Annotated in this window: 16 protein-coding genes; 7 read left to right on the top strand and 9 right to left on the bottom strand. The window is 68.1% G+C overall.

The window, feature by feature from the left end; all coding sequences use genetic code 11:
- The first annotated feature begins 97 nt into the window (after positions 1–97).
- Positions 98–2,356, top strand: coding sequence for a catalase/peroxidase HPI (gene katG / locus VLK31_RS16195; RefSeq protein WP_409169435.1), 2,259 nt, complete (start codon positions 98–100; stop codon positions 2,354–2,356).
- 51 nt (positions 2,357–2,407) lie between these two features.
- Here the strand turns inward: katG and VLK31_RS16190 are convergent, their stop codons facing one another.
- Positions 2,408–3,754 (bottom strand): PLP-dependent aminotransferase family protein, encoded by a 1,347-nt coding sequence (locus VLK31_RS16190; protein ID WP_409169434.1) that lies wholly within the window; start codon positions 3,752–3,754, stop codon positions 2,408–2,410.
- Between the two features lie 95 nt (positions 3,755–3,849).
- On the opposite strand from VLK31_RS16190, the gene VLK31_RS16185 reads away from it, so the two are divergent.
- Positions 3,850–4,467 (top strand): DJ-1/PfpI family protein, encoded by a 618-nt coding sequence (locus VLK31_RS16185; RefSeq protein WP_409169433.1) that lies wholly within the window; start codon positions 3,850–3,852, stop codon positions 4,465–4,467.
- On the opposite strand, the gene VLK31_RS16180 is transcribed toward VLK31_RS16185, so the two are convergent.
- Positions 4,464–4,853 carry a hypothetical protein gene (locus tag VLK31_RS16180; protein ID WP_409169432.1) on the bottom strand — a complete coding sequence of 130 codons (390 nt, stop codon included), beginning with the start codon at positions 4,851–4,853 and terminating at the stop codon, positions 4,464–4,466. The two genes, VLK31_RS16185 and VLK31_RS16180, sit on opposite strands and share 4 nt — an antisense overlap.
- Before the next feature lie 95 nt (positions 4,854–4,948).
- On the opposite strand from VLK31_RS16180, the gene VLK31_RS16175 reads away from it, so the two are divergent.
- Positions 4,949–5,323 (top strand): hypothetical protein, encoded by a 375-nt coding sequence (locus VLK31_RS16175; protein ID WP_409169431.1) that lies wholly within the window; start codon positions 4,949–4,951, stop codon positions 5,321–5,323.
- Here the strand turns inward: VLK31_RS16175 and VLK31_RS16170 are convergent.
- A complete protein-coding gene (locus VLK31_RS16170) occupies positions 5,241–5,468 on the bottom strand; it encodes a hypothetical protein (RefSeq protein ID WP_409169518.1) in 228 nt (75 codons plus the stop codon). The genes VLK31_RS16175 and VLK31_RS16170 overlap by 83 nt on opposite strands.
- Before the next feature lie 223 nt (positions 5,469–5,691).
- Between VLK31_RS16170 and VLK31_RS16165 the strand changes: the two genes are divergently transcribed.
- Both VLK31_RS16165 and VLK31_RS16160 read left to right on the top strand, forming a co-directional pair.
- A complete protein-coding gene (locus VLK31_RS16165) occupies positions 5,692–7,077 on the top strand; it encodes an MFS transporter (RefSeq protein ID WP_409169430.1) in 1,386 nt (461 codons plus the stop codon).
- A gap of 73 nt (positions 7,078–7,150) precedes the next feature.
- The gene (locus tag VLK31_RS16160; protein WP_409169429.1) at positions 7,151–7,930 is read left to right on the top strand and encodes a tRNA-uridine aminocarboxypropyltransferase; all 780 of its coding nucleotides are present in this window, start codon (positions 7,151–7,153) and stop codon (positions 7,928–7,930) included.
- Here the strand turns inward: VLK31_RS16160 and VLK31_RS16155 are convergent.
- Positions 7,911–8,834: a LysR family transcriptional regulator gene (locus VLK31_RS16155; RefSeq protein WP_409169428.1), complete on the bottom strand. Its 924-nt coding sequence runs from the start codon at positions 8,832–8,834 to the stop codon at positions 7,911–7,913. The genes VLK31_RS16160 and VLK31_RS16155 overlap by 20 nt on opposite strands.
- 160 nt (positions 8,835–8,994) lie before the next feature.
- On the opposite strand from VLK31_RS16155, the gene VLK31_RS16150 reads away from it, so the two are divergent.
- Positions 8,995–9,393, top strand: coding sequence for a RidA family protein (locus VLK31_RS16150; RefSeq protein ID WP_409169427.1), 399 nt, complete (start codon positions 8,995–8,997; stop codon positions 9,391–9,393).
- A 22-nt stretch (positions 9,394–9,415) separates the two neighbouring features.
- On the opposite strand, the gene VLK31_RS16145 is transcribed toward VLK31_RS16150, so the two are convergent.
- The 4 genes from VLK31_RS16145 to VLK31_RS16130 all read right to left on the bottom strand — a co-directional run bounded on the left by VLK31_RS16145 (position 9,416) and on the right by VLK31_RS16130 (position 12,252).
- On the bottom strand, positions 9,416–9,739 hold the full coding sequence (locus VLK31_RS16145) for a DUF3325 family protein (RefSeq protein ID WP_409169426.1): 324 nt from the start codon (positions 9,737–9,739) through the stop codon (positions 9,416–9,418).
- Positions 9,732–11,426 carry a PepSY-associated TM helix domain-containing protein gene (locus VLK31_RS16140; RefSeq protein ID WP_409169425.1) on the bottom strand — a complete coding sequence of 565 codons (1,695 nt, stop codon included), beginning with the start codon at positions 11,424–11,426 and terminating at the stop codon, positions 9,732–9,734. Before VLK31_RS16140 ends, VLK31_RS16145 begins: the two co-directional genes overlap by 8 nt.
- Positions 11,427–11,458: 32 nt before the next feature.
- Entirely contained in the window at positions 11,459–11,731 is a 273-nt protein-coding gene (locus VLK31_RS16135; RefSeq protein ID WP_409169424.1) for an iron uptake protein, read from the bottom strand.
- 239 nt (positions 11,732–11,970) lie between these two features.
- Positions 11,971–12,252 (bottom strand): helix-turn-helix domain-containing protein, encoded by a 282-nt coding sequence (locus VLK31_RS16130; protein WP_409169423.1) that lies wholly within the window; start codon positions 12,250–12,252, stop codon positions 11,971–11,973.
- 111 nt (positions 12,253–12,363) lie between these two features.
- Between VLK31_RS16130 and VLK31_RS16125 the strand changes: the two genes are divergently transcribed.
- Positions 12,364–13,392: an RNA methyltransferase gene (locus VLK31_RS16125; RefSeq protein WP_409169422.1), complete on the top strand. Its 1,029-nt coding sequence runs from the start codon at positions 12,364–12,366 to the stop codon at positions 13,390–13,392.
- A 76-nt stretch (positions 13,393–13,468) separates the two neighbouring features.
- Here VLK31_RS16125 and VLK31_RS16120 read toward each other — a convergent pair whose 3' ends face one another.
- Positions 13,469–14,188, bottom strand: a complete 720-nt coding sequence (locus VLK31_RS16120; protein ID WP_409169421.1) for an SDR family NAD(P)-dependent oxidoreductase — start codon at positions 14,186–14,188, stop codon at positions 13,469–13,471.
- Positions 14,189–14,395: the final 207 nt, after the last annotated feature.

Below are 14,395 nucleotides of genomic sequence, written 5' to 3'. Positions count from 1 at the left end.
CGCCCTATCGCTGGAATTAAGTACCTCTATTCGCCCTGCGGCATCTTCTGTCAGAGAATTTGCCTTCCCCTCGCAACAGAAAACCAGGAGTTCCCCCATGAGCAATGAGAAGACCGAAGCCAAGTGCCCCTTCAGCCAGGCCGCCGGCGCCGGCACCAAGAACAGCGACTGGTGGCCCAAGCAGTTGCGCGTGGACCTGCTGCACCAGCACTCCGCCAAGTCCGACCCCATGGACAAAGACTTCGACTACGCCGCTGCCTTCAAGAGCCTCGACCTGGCCGCGGTGAAGCAAGACCTTGCCGCGCTCATGACCGACTCGCAGGACTGGTGGCCCGCGGACTTCGGCCACTACGGCCCCCTCTTCATTCGCATGGCCTGGCACAGCGCCGGCACCTACCGCATCGGTGACGGCCGCGGCGGTGCGGGTCGTGGGCAGCAGCGCTTTGCACCGCTCAACAGCTGGCCCGACAACGTGAGCCTGGACAAGGCCCGCCGCCTGCTGTGGCCCATCAAGCAGAAGTACGGCCAGAAGATTTCGTGGGCCGACCTGATGATTCTCACGGGCAACGTCGCACTGGAAACCATGGGCTTCAAGACCTTCGGCTTTGCGGGTGGGCGTGCCGATGTGTGGGAACCCGACCAGGACGTGTACTGGGGCCGCGAGACCACCTGGCTTGGCGGCGACGTGCGCTATGCGCAAGGCTCGCCGGGCGTCCAGGAAGACCACGCGGTGCTGGTGAAGGACGACGACAGCAAGGTGCCGCACACGCGCGACCTGGAGAACCCGCTGGCCGCCGTGCAGATGGGCCTGATCTACGTGAACCCCGAAGGCCCGGACGGCAACCCCGACCCGATTGCCGCGGCACGCGACATTCGCGACACCTTCGCGCGCATGGCCATGGACGACGAAGAAACCGTGGCGCTCATCGCCGGCGGCCACACCTTCGGCAAGACCCACGGCGCGGCCGAAGCGTCGAACGTGGCGCACGAACCCGAAGGCGCCGGCATCGAGGCGCAGGGCATGGGCTGGCACAACAGCTTTGGCACCGGCAAGGGCGGCGACGCCATCACCAGCGGCCTGGAAGTGACGTGGACCACCACGCCCACGAAGTGGAGCAACAACTTCTTCGAGAACCTGTTCGGCTTTGAATGGGAACTGACGAAGAGCCCCGCCGGCGCGCACCAGTGGGTGGCCAAGAACGGCGCCGGTGCCGGCACCATTCCGCATGCGCACGATGCCTCCAAGCGCCTTGCGCCGACCATGCTCACCACCGACCTGTCGCTGCGCCTGGACCCGGAATACGAAAAGATCTCGCGCCGCTTTCTCGCCAACCCCGACCAGTTCGCCGATGCGTTCGCGCGCGCCTGGTTCAAGCTCACGCACCGCGACATGGGCCCGCGTGCCCGCTACCTCGGACCGGAAGTGCCGGCCGAAGAACTGGTCTGGCAAGACCCGATTCCGGCGCTCGACCATGCGCTGGTGGACGCGCAGGACGTCGCTGCGCTGACGCAGAAGGTGCTGGCATCGGGCCTCGCGCCGGCACAGCTGGTGGCAACGGCATGGGCCTCGGCCTCCACCTTCCGCGGCTCCGACAAGCGCGGCGGCGCCAACGGCGCGCGCATTCGCCTGGCACCGCAAAAGGACTGGGCCGTCAACGAGCCGGCGCAACTGGCCAAGGTGCTGCAGCTGCTGGAAGGCATTCGCGCCGAGTTCAATGCGGCGCAGACCGGCGGCAAGAAGATCTCGCTGGCCGACCTGGTCGTGCTGGCCGGTGGCGCGGGCGTGGAGCAAGCTGCTCGCAACGCCGGCCGTGAAGTGAAGGTGCCGTTCTCGCCGGGCCGCACCGACGCCTCGCAGGAGCAGACCGATGTGGCCTCGTTCACGCCGCTGGAGCCGGCCGCCGATGGGTTCCGCAACTACACGAAGGCGCGCTTCAGCGTGCCGGCCGAAGTGCTGCTGGTGGACCGCGCGCAACTGCTGACGCTGACCGCGCCGGAGCTGACGGTGCTGGTCGGTGGACTGCGCGTGATCGGTGTCAATGCGGGCCAGGGCAAGGACGGCGTGCTCACCGCCAAGCCCGGCACGCTGACCAACGACTTCTTCGTGAACCTGCTCGACATGGGCACGGAGTGGAAGCCCGCCTCGGGCGCGCAGGGCCAGTACGAAGGGCGCGACCGCAAGTCGGGTGAACTGAAGTGGACCGGCACGCGCGCCGACCTGGTCTTCGGCTCCAACGCGCAGCTGCGTGCGGTTGCCGAGATCTATGCGAGCGCGGACGCGCAGGCGAAGTTCGTCAACGACTTCGTGGCCGCGTGGACCAAGGTGATGAACCTGGACCGTTTCGATCTGGCCTGATCGGGCCTTTGCAGCGATTGCCGGGGGCTGCGTTTCCCCCGGCCCACGGGCTCACCAAGAGAGCTCGCCCACCACCCGCCGCACGGTCTGCAACGCGCTGCGCAGAGCCTGCGGCTCGACCGAACCCAGCGCCAGCCGCAACGCATGCGGCACATGCGCCGACGCGGCAAAGGGCTCGGCCGTCGACACCGAGACCCCTTCACGCAACAGCGCCGCCGCCACGCGGTCGGCGCGCGTTTCTTCCGGCAGGGGCAGCCACACGAAATATGACGCCGGATGCCGCACGCACTTGAGCCCGGCCAGCGCTTCGCCGGCAATGGCCTGACGCTCGGCTGCGTCCTGCCGCTTTTGTGCTTCGAGCCTCTCGACCGTGCCGTCGTCCATCCAGGCGCAGGCGATGGCCGTGGTGACGCCCGGCGTGCACCACGTGGTCGCCCGGATCGCCCGTTCCAGCTTTGCCACGGCCGCGTCGGGCGCCACGACAAACCCAACGCGCAGGCCCGTGGCCACGCTCTTGGACAGGCCCGACACATACACCGTGGTCTCGGGTGCCAGCGTGGCCAGCGGCGCGGGCGGCGGCTTGTGCGGGTCGTCGGCCAGAAAAGCGTAGGCCGCGTCTTCGATGATGAGCAACCCATGCCGCCGCGCAATTGCGACCAGCCGGCGGCGGCGGCTCTCGCTCATGACCCAGCCCAGCGGGTTGTGCAGGGTCGGCATCGTGTAGATGGCCTTCACGCGGCGTTGGGCGCACAGCCGCTCCAGCGCGTCGAGGTCAGGGCCCTGGCCCGACGCGGGCAGCGGCGCCAGCTCCAGCCGGTGCGCCTCTGCAAGCACCTTGAAGCCGGGGTAGGTCAAGGCATCGACCGCAACCACGTCGCCCGGTTTCAACAGCGCCATCACCGTCACCGCCAGGCCGTGCTGTGCGCCGTCCACCAGCAGCACGCGCGCGGGCTCCGCCGCCAGGCCGCGCAACACCAGGTGCCGCGCGACGCAAGCGCGCTCGTGCGGTCGGCCGCCATGCGGTGCATAGCGCAGCATGGCTTCGAGTTCGCCACCGGCGGCAAGCTGACGCAACGCGCTGCGCAGCAGGTCGGCCTGGCCGGGCAGCGAGGGGTAGTTGAAGTTCAGGTCCACTAGGCCCGCCGCCACCGCTTGCTGGTCGGCCACACGACCACGCGAGAGCGCGGTTTCGCGCACGAAGGTGCCACGGCCTACCTCCCCGCTGACCAGGCCCATGGCCTCCAGCTCCGCATAGACGCGCGACGCCGTGACCAGCGCCAGGCCGTGCTGCTCGGCCAGCCGCCGGTGCGTGGGCAGGCGCATGCCCGGCGGCATGCTCCCCGTGCGAATTTCCGCCGCGAGCGCGTCGACCAGTTGCTTGTAGCGGGCTTCAGCCATGGCGAGATGTATTCATGACAATCTTTTGATTGTATTGATCAGCCGGCCTACGATGACTGCGTTACAGCCCCCCACATCCCCACTTCAAGCCCGCCATGCACATCGCCATCCTGACCTTCGACGGCTTCAACGAACTCGACTCGCTCATCGCCCTGGGCGTGCTCAACCGCATCAAGAAGCCCGGCTGGCGCGTGACGCTGTGCTGCCCCGGCCCGCAGGTCACTTCGATGAACGGCGTGACCGTGCATGCACAGTCCTTGCTGGAAGAAGCGCGCGACGCCGATGCGGTGGTCGTCGGCAGCGGCATCAAGACGCGCGAGGTGGTCGACAGCCCCGAGCTGATGGCGCGCCTGGCGCTAGACCCCGCGCGCCAGCTGATTGCGGCGCAGTGCTCCGGCACCTTGATACTGGCCAAGCTCGGCCTGGTGCAGGGCGTGCCGGCCTGCACCGATCTCACCACCAAGCCCTGGGTGCAAGAGGCCGGCGTGGAGGTGCTCAACCAGCCCTTCTTTGCCAAGGGCAATGTCGCGACGGCGGGCGGTTGCTTTGCCGCGCCCTACCTGGCCGGCTGGATCATCGCGCGCACCGAGGGGCTGGAGGCCGCGAGCGCGGCGCTGCACTACGTGGCGCCGGTGGGCGAGAAGGAGGCTTACGTGGCCAATGCGCTCAGGAACATCGTGCCGTACCTGCCGCCACAGCGCCTGGCCGCTTAACGCCGCTGCGCCACCGGCACGTGCACGTCCCACTTCTGCGCGGGGTTCACCGCGCGTGCGCAGACCACCGCGATCACGCGGCGGGTGTGCTGCACCACCTCGCCCTTGTGCACGGCGGACCAGCGCAGGGTGTCCCAGCGCGCCTGCAAGGGCACGGCACACCGCGGCACCAGCACCTTCAGGTTCGGCTCGATGGCCTCCCATGTGCTCTGGGTGCGGGCGTTTTCCTGCGCGACGAATTCGCGCGCCTTCTCGCGGATTTCGTAGAGGCCGTGAATGGCGTCGTTGGACCGCATGCTGTCGATGGTCGTGGCGGCAAGGCCGTGGGCCGATGCGGCGAGCAGGAGCAAGGGAAGCAGACGAAAGACGCGGTGATAGGTGGGCATGAGGCTGTGCAAGAAGCTGTGCAGGAGGCGGTTGAAGCAGAGGGACCCTGTGGGCTACATTGCCGAACGATAGCCAAGCAAGGGGGGACGTTCACATGGCCGAAGTCTGGATGGTATTTTTTCGCGCGGGCACTTGCGACCTGGAGGCCGCGGCAACCGCGCTGCGCGACCATGGCCTGCAAGTCTCCCAGGAGCCCGGCCTGCTGATCGCAAGCACCGGCGAGTCTCAGCCCTTTCGCATTCGTCTGTCGAGCGAACCGCATGTTCAGGCGGAGGCCATCGAGATCGGCGCGGGCACGCCGCATGAAGCGGCGCTGCGCGATTTGAACGCGCGCTTCGAGGTGGCCATCGGCGACCTGGACGAAGCGCTCGACGAGATCAACACGCTCATCGAGGTACAGGCCGCGCTGCAGGAGGCGTCGGGCGGCTATTTGTTCCTGCCGTGGAACGGGCACCTGTCGGCGCCTTGAGGCGGGGGTACTCAACCTCGATGCAGAGGTTGCTTTCGCGCTTGTTCCAGTCGTCCGGGTTGGCCTGACCGAGCCCGCCGCCCATGGCGACTTGCTGGTAGTTATCGCGGAATTGCTTCTCGTCCTTCAACCCCAAAGCGGCCATGATCTCGGCGCGACTCATCTCGCCGCCCAGAACCTGCAGCAGACGCCGGACTTCGGGGGTGACTTCGGGGCCACTTCGGGGGTGACTTCGGGGGTGACTTGTGCGCTCACCACCCGCCACACCACCGCCCGGAACTGGTTCGACTGTCGACGGGTGCCGTGAGCTGGCGCCTGCAACGGCGCCCCCAACCCCCACCTAATTCCCCTCCCGGACAATGCCCGGCATGCCACCCCGCCACCGCATCGTTCCGCTCATCGTCGCCTCTCCGCTCTTCCTGCAAAACCTCGACACCTCGGTGATGGCCACCGCCTTGCCGACCATCGCGCACGCGCTCGACGTGAGCGTGCTGCACCTGAACCTGGCGATCACCTCTTACCTGCTGAGCCTGGCGGTGTTCCTGCCCGTGAGCGGCTGGCTGGCCGAGCGCTTCGGGGCCAGGCGAGTGTTCTGCGTGGCGGTGGCGTTCTTCTCGCTGGGCTCCACGCTGTGCGGCGCGGCGCAGACGCTGCCGCAGCTGGTGGCCTTCAGGGTGCTGCAGGGGCTGGGCGGCGCGATGATGCTGCCGGTGGGCCGGCTCATTCTGCTGCGCAGCGTGCCGCCGGCGCAGATGGTGTCGGCCATGGTGTGGTTCACGGTGCCGCCGGCGTTCGGCCGGCTGGCGGGGCCGCTGTTCGGTGGGGCCATCGTCACGCTGACGTCGTGGCGGTGGATTTTTCTCATCAACATTCCGTTCGGCCTGCTGGCCATTGCCGGGGCGCTGCGCTTCATCAACGACACACCCGAAGACAGCACGCGCACGCCCTTCGACCTCGAAGGCTTCGTGCTGCTGGCCGTGGGCCTGACGGCGCTGCTGGGCAGCCTGGAGATGGTGGGCAAGGCGCTGCTGCCGGTGCCGGCGCTGTGGGCGCTGGCGGGCATGGGCGCGCTGGCGTCGCTGGCGTACCACCTGCGCAGCCGCCGCAAGGCGCACCCGCTGATCGACCTGGGCATTCTGCGGTTCTCGGGCTATCGCGCGTCGGTGTTGGGCGGTACGCCGTTGCGCATTGCGATCGGTGCCTCGCCGTTCCTGCTGCCGCTGATGCTGCAGCTGGGCTTCGGTCTTTCGCCGCTGGCCTCGGGCAGCCTCACGATGGCCACCGCGCTGGGCTCGCTGGCCACGCGCACGGTGATGGCAAAGGCGATTCGCGCGGTCGGGTTTCGCTCGCTGCTGGTGGGCGCCACCTGCCTCACCAGCCTTTGCTATGTGAGCTACGGCCGCTTCACGCCGGCCACGCCGCACCTGCAGATCTTCGTCACGCTGCTGTTCGGCGGGCTGGTGAATTCGATGGCGATGGTGTCGCTGCAAACGCTGGGCTTCTCGCAGATTCCCAAGCCTCGCATGAGCCACGCGGCCACGCTGAACAGCATGGCGCAGCAGCTGTCGTTGAGCCTGGGCGTGACGCTGGGCGCCTCGCTGGTCACGCTGGCGGCGTGGTGGCATGGCAGTAGCGCCGACGCGCTGACGGCGGCGGATTTTTCTCCGGCCTTCGGGGTGGTGGGTGCGATGACCTTGCTGTCGCTGCTGTCGTTCACCAAGCTGTCGCGCAGCGAAGGGGCGGCACTGCGCTGACGCCGGGCATGCCGCGACGGCAACCCGCTATCGCGTGCGGCGTGCGGCGTGCGGCGTGCCCGAGAATCCCCGCATGCCCCACGCCGTTTCCCTCTTGCGCGCCGCGCGCCTGGCGCGCAGCGTCAAACCCTTTCTGGCCCGTGGCGGTTTCAAGCGCGAGCGTTGCGGCGGCTGCCGCCTGTCGCCGACCCATTGCATGTGCGCCTTGCGCCCCGCAATGACCACGCGCGCCGGGGTGTGCCTGCTGATGGCCGACATCGAAACGCTCAAGCCAAGCAACACCGGCTGGCTGGTGGCGGACGTGGTGGCCGACACCTTTGCCTTCGGCTGGGCCCGCACCGAAACCGACCCTACGCTGCTGGCGCTGCTGAACGACCCGCAATGGCAACCGTACGTGGTGTTTCCGGGGCAGTACGCGGCGCCCGAGCGGGTGGTGCTGAATGTCGAGCAACCTGCGCCTTCGGAAGCTCAGGAAGCGTCAGTTGCTTCCAGCAGCACGCCACCCGCTAGGCGCCCGCTCTTCATCCTGCTCGACGGCACCTGGGCCGAGGCACGCAAGATGTTCGGCCGAAGCCCCTACCTCGACCGGCTGCCCGTGCTGAGCCTGCAGTCGGACCAGGTCACGCAGTACAAGCTGCGCCGCTCCGGGCGCGACGACCACTTCTGCACCAGCGAGGTGGCCGCCCTGTGCATGTGCCTGGCCGGCGAGCACCTGGCCGCGCAGGCGCTGGACGCATGGCTCGGCGTGTTCACCCACCACTACCTGCGCGCGAAGAACCAGCTGCCCATTGAATGGGAGGGCGACGCGCACCAGCGGCTGCGCGAGGTGGCGCTCATGCTGGCCGCCCCTTGACGGGCGCATGCAGCGCCATCAGCTCGACCACCCAATCGATGAACACGCGCAGCTTGGCGCTCACATGTCGGTTGGGCGTGTACGCCACGTACATCGGCATCGGGTCGAGCTGCCAGTCCTCGAACAGCGGCACCAGCTCGCCGCTGGCCGCATGCGCATCGGCCATGTAGCGCGGCAGCCAGAGCACGCCCAACCCGGCCAGCCCGGCAGCCAGGTAGGCGTTGCCGTCGTCGAACGAGAACACGTAGCGGCCCCGCACTTCGAGGCGCTCCGCGTCGCGCTGCATGGCATACGGAAAAGGCTTGCCGGTGCGTGACCACAAGAAGCCGACGATGCGGTGGTGGGTGTCTTCTAGCGCGCCGGGGTGCGCAGGCATGCCGGCACGCGCCAGGTAGCTGGGCGCCGCATACACGCCAAGCTGCAGGTCGCCCACGCGGCGCGCCATGAGCGAAGGGTCGGTGAGCTCACCGCCGCGCAGCACGCAGTCGACCCGCTCGCCGATCAGGTCGACCATGCGGTCGCTCACACCCATGTCGATCTGGATGTCGGGGTAGCGCGCATGAAACGCCGGCAGCGCGGGCACCAGGATCGTTCGCGCCAGCGGGCTGGGCACGTCGACGCGCAGCCGCCCGCGGGGCGCAGCCGAGGCGGTCGACAGGCTGGTTTCGGCGTCGTCCATGTCGCCCAGCAGGCGCACCACGCGCTCGTAGTAGGCCGCGCCGTCGGCCGTCACGTTCACCTTGCGCGTGGTGCGGTTCAGCAGCTTCACGCGCAGCCGGGCCTCCAGTTGCTGCACCAGTTGCGTCACGCTGGTCTTGCTCATGTTCAGCGTCTCGGCGGCCTGGGTGAAGCTGCGTGTTTCCACCACGCGCGCAAAGGCCTGCATTGCATCGAAACGGTCCATGTCTTCGGTTCCTGGCTTTGGCGATCGGTCGGCAATTGTTTGGGTTCTGCAAACAGTGATTGTTGGCTTTGCCTGTTTATCCGGCGGGCGTGCTTGTCTAAAGTCCCTTCACCGTGACCCACGGGCCGGCTTGCGGCCCATTCCAAAAAAAGGCAGATGCATGACGCAACGCGATGTTGTTTTTCCAGAGGGGCGCCAGGCGCTGTACAACAAGAACCGCTATTCACCGGCGGTGCGCGCCAACGGTTTTCTGTTCGTGTCGGGGCAGGTCGGCAGCCGGCCCGACGGCTCGCCCGAGCCCGAGCTTCAGGCGCAGGTGCGCCTCGCATTCGACAACCTGAACGCGGTGCTGAAAGCCGCGGGCTGCACCTTCGACGACGTGGTGGACGTCACTGTCTTCATCGTCGACCCCGAAAAGAATTTCGAGACCATCTGGAAGCTGGTGCCCGAGTACTGGGGCGCCGCCCCGCACCCGACGCTCACCGGCATCGGCGTGACCTGGCTGTATGGCTTTCAGTTCGAAATCAAGGTGATCGCCAAGCTGCCGCAGGGCAGCTAAACCGACACCGCTCCTAGAACGCTCAGGCCGCCGGCCGCGCCAAGGCCGCCAGCAGGCCCAGCCAGCGTGCCTTCCAGCTCGCTGTGAAGGCGATCACCAAGGCGGCGCCGGCCAGCGTCATGAACCACACCAGCGCGGCCATCGACGCGTGATCGACCGCCAGGCACAGCAGCAACGAAGCCGCCAGGCCCGACACCCCCAGCACGCGCAGCAGCCTCACGGTGCCGCGCGATGCAGGCACAGGCCCGAGCGCCTGTTCCCAATGCACGTCCATGGCCAGGGCCAGCCAGCCCAGGCCGGCGATGTTGGCCGCCACGGCCAGCAGCAGCAGAACGGCGTCAGCCATTGGCGCGCTCCGCACCGGCGGTGGAAGCCGTGGCAACTCCAAGGGGCGATGCCACCAAGGCAGGCGCACCGGCGCGGCGGCCGAGCTTGCGGGCAACAGCCACCGCAATGGCGGCGCTGGCCAGCATGAACAGATCGACACCGGCCACCGGCCAGTAGCGCTCGCCGAGCGTGCGCAGCAGGTGGTCGCCGGTGGTCAGCCAGTTCAGCAGCACGGCGGCCACGGCCATCACGGCCACGGCCCAGCATTGCTCGGCCCAGGCCGGCGCCATGCGCGCCTGCGCCACGGGCGCGGTGCGCCACATGCCGTGCGCAAACGCCAGCAGCCACGCACCCCAGAAGATGTACTGCTCCCAGTCGCCGCGCGCCGGCAGGTCGGTGGGCAGCAGGCGGTTGCCGATGAGCATGGCCAGCGCCGCGATGAGCATGCCGGTCACGGTGGACACCGCAAACGCATCGACCCAGCGCGCGCCGCCGCGGCCCTGTTTGGCGTGCTGGCGCTTGCGCTTTTCCACGAAGAAGATGAAGCCGGTGGCAATGCACACGCAACCCGAGAGGCCGCCCAGCACATACAGCCAGCGCAGCAGCCAGTGCCGAAAGTGCTGCAGGTGCAGCCCGGTCAGAAAGGTGTTGATGCTGGCCACGGGCGTCAGCGGCGGGTCTTCGCGCAGCACCTCGCCGGTCGAGGCCTTGAAGTGAATGCCTTCGCCGGTGAGCGCGATGCGGTCCGTGCCCGCGCGAAACACGCTCACATAGCTGTTGGCGTCGCCCACGTGCTGCACGCTCAGAAGGCCGACGTCGCCGGCCATGTCCTTGGCCGCCCAGCGGCGCCGGGCCTCGGCGACCATGGCGTCGACCGACGCGAGCGGCGCGGCCACGCCCGCGCGGTCGTGCGGCAACCCGGTTTCCAGTGCCTCGTGCTTTTCATGCAGATCGTGCAGTGGCTTGAGCTGGGTGTCGGTCAGCGGAAAGTAGATGCCACCGAAAATCACCAGCCCCGAGAACGCGAAGATGAAGTGAAACGGCAGCGCCACCACACCGGTGAGGTTGTGCAGGTCGAGCGTGCTGCGCTGCGTGTGCTTGCGCGGGCGAAAAGTGAACAGCTCTCTGAAGATCTTGCGGTGCATCACCACGCCGCTGACCAGCGCCACCAGCATCACCAGCGCGGCAAAGCCGACGATGAAGTAGCCCAGGTTCATCCACTCCAGATGCAGGCTGTAGTGCAGCGGGTAGAAGAACTGGCTGCCGATCTTCAGGTGGTCGTCGCTCAGCGACTTGCCGTTGCGCGGGTCGATGGTGCGGTTGCCGAACACGCCCTCCTCGGGGTCCTTGGCGTTGGGCAATTCGTAGCTGGAAAAAAGGCTGAGCACCGGGTCGCGGTGCGTGGTGTACGCGGCCCAGCTCTTGACGACCGGAAAGCTGTCGGCCATGGGGCCGTTCACGCGGCCGCGGGCCTGCTCGATGCTCTCGCGGCTGGGCTTCATGTCCTGAAACACGGGCAGCAGCACCTTGTCGAACGACGGCATGGGCTGCGGCGCGAAGCGCGACGCGGGAATGGCCCAGCGGTCGATCTCGCGGTCGAACACCGACAGCGAGCCGAAGAAGAAAACGACCATCAGCACAAAGCCCAGCACCAGGCAGAACCAGGTGTGGAGCCAGGCCATGGAGAGGCGGAAGTTCTGGAACACGGGGGGAGTCTCCTGGGTACGCAATGTCGGCATCAAAGCAGCGCGCGCTGCACCAGCCAGGCCGCACCGGTCATGAGCGCGCCGCCGCCCGCAAGCACCAGCCACACACGCGCCAGGCTGCGCGCGGCAAAGGCCCAGAGAAACGCGACCAGAAAAACGATGAAGCCCACGATGTAGCTCAGCGCCTCGGCATCGTGGAACGCCATGCGCGCGGCATACAGCAGGCCGATGGCCAGGGCGATGAAGCCCCAGGTGAAGGCGTAGCCGCCGAGCATGCCGGCGGCAATGCGCAAGGCGATGCTCATTGCGAGGCCGCCGTGAAAGTAGTGCCGAAGCTGGGAATCTGCATGCGCTGGACCATGGGTTTGCTCGGTGGGTGTCGTGACCGGGCGCCGGTCACGCCGAAGCCTTCCAAGCCCCGTCAAGCGAGCCTGAGTTGGGGCGGCTGCCGGGCCTGCGTTAGCGCGCAGGTGACGAAAGCGCGCCGATTATAGGAGCCTGGATGCGAATGACTCGCATATAAACAGCCAGCGCGAAGGGCCGTTCAGGACGGCGGCGCGACCTTGTCCGTGTCTACGCCCGGCTGCTGCACCCCCACGGCAATGCCGTAAAGCGCCAGCATGCCCACCACATGCCCGACCGAGACACCGGGCTCGCCGGACTCGATGCGCGCGATGGTCTGCACATGCACGCCCAGCCGGGTGGCGGCCACCGCCTGGCCCTCGCCGGCGTTGTTGCGCGCCAGCTTGGCGGCGGCGCCCAGTGCCTTGATCGCCTGGAGGGCGTCGTCCCCAATGTCGTCGGAAATTCGTTTGCCTTTGGCCATGGCGGCATTGTCACTGCTGGGCGCGCAGGGGCGGTGCAGTGAGGGCCGGGGGCACAATCGGGCGCCCACCCTTGTTGCGCCGTCCATGGCGCCTTCCCTTCCCCTGCCTGCATGCGAATCCACGAACTCAAACGGCGTCTGCGCGACGCCGGCGCGGGCCCCAGCCACGAGCAGCGCATCCTGCGGCTGTGGTCCCACGCGCTGCCCCGCGACAGCGGCCGGCGCCTGCCGGCGAGCTTCTTCCCGTCGTCTTTGATGGAGGCTTTGCCGGCCATCGAGGCCGAGCTGGCGGGCCTGGCGCGCATTCATGCGGTGCACCCCGGTGCCGACGGTGCCGAGCGGCTGCTGGTGGCGCTGGCCGACGGCCAGATGGTCGAAAGCGTGCTGCTGCCGCGCGACGGCCTGTGCGTGTCGTCGCAGGTGGGTTGCGCCGTGGGGTGCCAGTTCTGCATGACGGGGCGCGACGGCCTGCTGCGCCAGGTGGGCAGCGCCGAGATCATTGCCCAGGTGGCCCTGGCGCGCAGTCGCAGGCCGGTGCGCAAGGTGGTGTTCATGGGCATGGGGGAGCCTTCGCACAACCTGGACAACGTGATGGAGGCCATCGAGCTGCTGGGCACGGTGGGCAACGTCGGCCACAAGAACCTGGTGTTCTCCACCGTGGGCGACCCGCGCGCGTTCGAGCGGCTGCACCAGGAGCGCGTGAAGCCCGCGCTGGCGCTGTCGCTGCACACCACCAAGGCTGCGCTGCGCAAGACGCTGTTGCCGCGCGCGCCCCACATGACGCCCGAAGAAGTGGTGGCCGAAGGCGAGCGCTATGCGCGGGCCACGGGCTACCCCATTCAGTACCAGTGGACGCTGCTCGAAGGCGTGAACGACGGGCCCGACGAAATCGACGGCATCGTGCGGCTGCTCTCGGGCAAGTACGGCGTGCTCAACATCATTCCGTTCAACGCGGTGGACGGCGTGGCGTTCAGCCGCCCGTCGTGGGAGCGCTGCAAGGCGATGGCGCGCACGCTGCACGAGCGCGGCATTCTCACCAAGCTGCGCGATTCGGCCGGGCAGGACGTCGACGGCGGCTGCGGCCAGCTGCGGGCACGGGCGCGCTCGGCAGAGGTGCGCATCACGCTGCACCGGACCTGAGGCCCGAGGTCACGCGGTCACGTGGCCTGTGGTCGCGCGGTCATGTGATCGCGAAGGCGCTCGCGCTCCCTGCGCCTCAGCTCACCATGTAGCCGCCGTCCACCGGCAGCACCACCCCGGTCATGAACGACGCAGCTGGCGTGCACAAGAACACCGCCGCGCGCGCCACGTCGTCGGGTGTGCCCCAACGGCCCATGGGCGTGCGCGCGAGGATGGGGCCGGCGCGCGCCGGGTCGTCCTGCAGCGCCTGCGTGAGCGGCGTGGCGATCCAGCCCGGCGCCACGGCGTTCACACGGATGCCGTCCGCCGCGTAGGCGATGGCCAGCGACTTGGTGAGCTGCGCCACGCCGCCCTTGCTGGCCGCATAGGCCGGCACCAGACCACCGCCGAAGAAGCTCAGCATCGATGCCGTGTTGACTATGCAACCCTTGCTGGCCTTCAGCCGCTCGCGCGTGGCACTGCACACGCGCATGGTGCCGGTGAGGTTCACGGCCAGCACTTTTTCGAACACCTCGATGTCGTGCTCCGCGCCGCGCTGCAGGATGCCGGCGCAGTTGAAGACGATGTCGAGCCGCTCGATGTTCGCCAGCGCAGCGTCGAGGCTCGCGCCCGATGCAATGTCGGCCTGCCGCACTTCGACCGCCGCGTCGAGCGTGCCGTCGCCGCCGCTGCGCCCCAGCACCGTGACCTGCGCGCCCAGCGCGGCCAGGTGGTTGGCGATGACGGCGCCAATGCCCTGCGTGCCGCCGGCGACGAGTGCGCGCTTGCCGTTGAAAATTCCTGGCTGGTAGGTCATGGGTGTGTGGCCTCGAAAGATGGGAATGCGGGTGGTGGGAAAGTGGGTGGTGGGAAGGCGGGTGCGCAGTGTAGACAGGCACCACGAAATCATCGGCAAACCAAAAACCACGCGCGCCTCCACAAAGTCTCCTCGATTGGTCGCCATCATTGCCTGGTCCGCTTGATTCCTCCGGCGGACACCTCCCTCCACAGGCCCTTTGCAAGA

Source organism: Variovorax sp. H27-G14, from assembly GCF_046156345.1.
Lineage (GTDB): Bacteria > Pseudomonadota > Gammaproteobacteria > Burkholderiales > Burkholderiaceae_C > Variovorax.
This window is presented reverse-complemented; position numbering and strand designations above follow the sequence as displayed.

What these genes read in the sequence shown, in the direction of transcription:
- VLK31_RS16130 (WP_409169423.1), bottom strand. Translation starts at nt 12,252, where the DNA reads ATGGCCAAAGGCAAACGAATTTCCGACGACATTGGGGACGACGCCCTC.
- VLK31_RS16120 (WP_409169421.1), bottom strand. Translation starts at nt 14,188, where the DNA reads ATGACCTACCAGCCAGGAATTTTCAACGGCAAGCGCGCACTCGTCGCC.
- VLK31_RS16145 (WP_409169426.1), bottom strand. Translation starts at nt 9,739, where the DNA reads ATGGCTGACGCCGTTCTGCTGCTGCTGGCCGTGGCGGCCAACATCGCC.
- VLK31_RS16180 (WP_409169432.1), bottom strand. Translation starts at nt 4,853, where the DNA reads ATGCCCACCTATCACCGCGTCTTTCGTCTGCTTCCCTTGCTCCTGCTC.
- VLK31_RS16155 (WP_409169428.1), bottom strand. Translation starts at nt 8,834, where the DNA reads ATGGACCGTTTCGATGCAATGCAGGCCTTTGCGCGCGTGGTGGAAACA.
- VLK31_RS16190 (WP_409169434.1), bottom strand. Translation starts at nt 3,754, where the DNA reads ATGGCTGAAGCCCGCTACAAGCAACTGGTCGACGCGCTCGCGGCGGAA.
- katG (WP_409169435.1), top strand. Translation starts at nt 98, where the DNA reads ATGAGCAATGAGAAGACCGAAGCCAAGTGCCCCTTCAGCCAGGCCGCC.
- VLK31_RS16125 (WP_409169422.1), top strand. Translation starts at nt 12,364, where the DNA reads ATGCGAATCCACGAACTCAAACGGCGTCTGCGCGACGCCGGCGCGGGC.
- VLK31_RS16175 (WP_409169431.1), top strand. Translation starts at nt 4,949, where the DNA reads ATGGCCGAAGTCTGGATGGTATTTTTTCGCGCGGGCACTTGCGACCTG.
- VLK31_RS16135 (WP_409169424.1), bottom strand. Translation starts at nt 11,731, where the DNA reads ATGAGCATCGCCTTGCGCATTGCCGCCGGCATGCTCGGCGGCTACGCC.
- VLK31_RS16150 (WP_409169427.1), top strand. Translation starts at nt 8,995, where the DNA reads ATGACGCAACGCGATGTTGTTTTTCCAGAGGGGCGCCAGGCGCTGTAC.
- VLK31_RS16170 (WP_409169518.1), bottom strand. Translation starts at nt 5,468, where the DNA reads ATGGCCGCTTTGGGGTTGAAGGACGAGAAGCAATTCCGCGATAACTAC.
- VLK31_RS16165 (WP_409169430.1), top strand. Translation starts at nt 5,692, where the DNA reads ATGCCACCCCGCCACCGCATCGTTCCGCTCATCGTCGCCTCTCCGCTC.
- VLK31_RS16185 (WP_409169433.1), top strand. Translation starts at nt 3,850, where the DNA reads ATGCACATCGCCATCCTGACCTTCGACGGCTTCAACGAACTCGACTCG.
- VLK31_RS16160 (WP_409169429.1), top strand. Translation starts at nt 7,151, where the DNA reads ATGCCCCACGCCGTTTCCCTCTTGCGCGCCGCGCGCCTGGCGCGCAGC.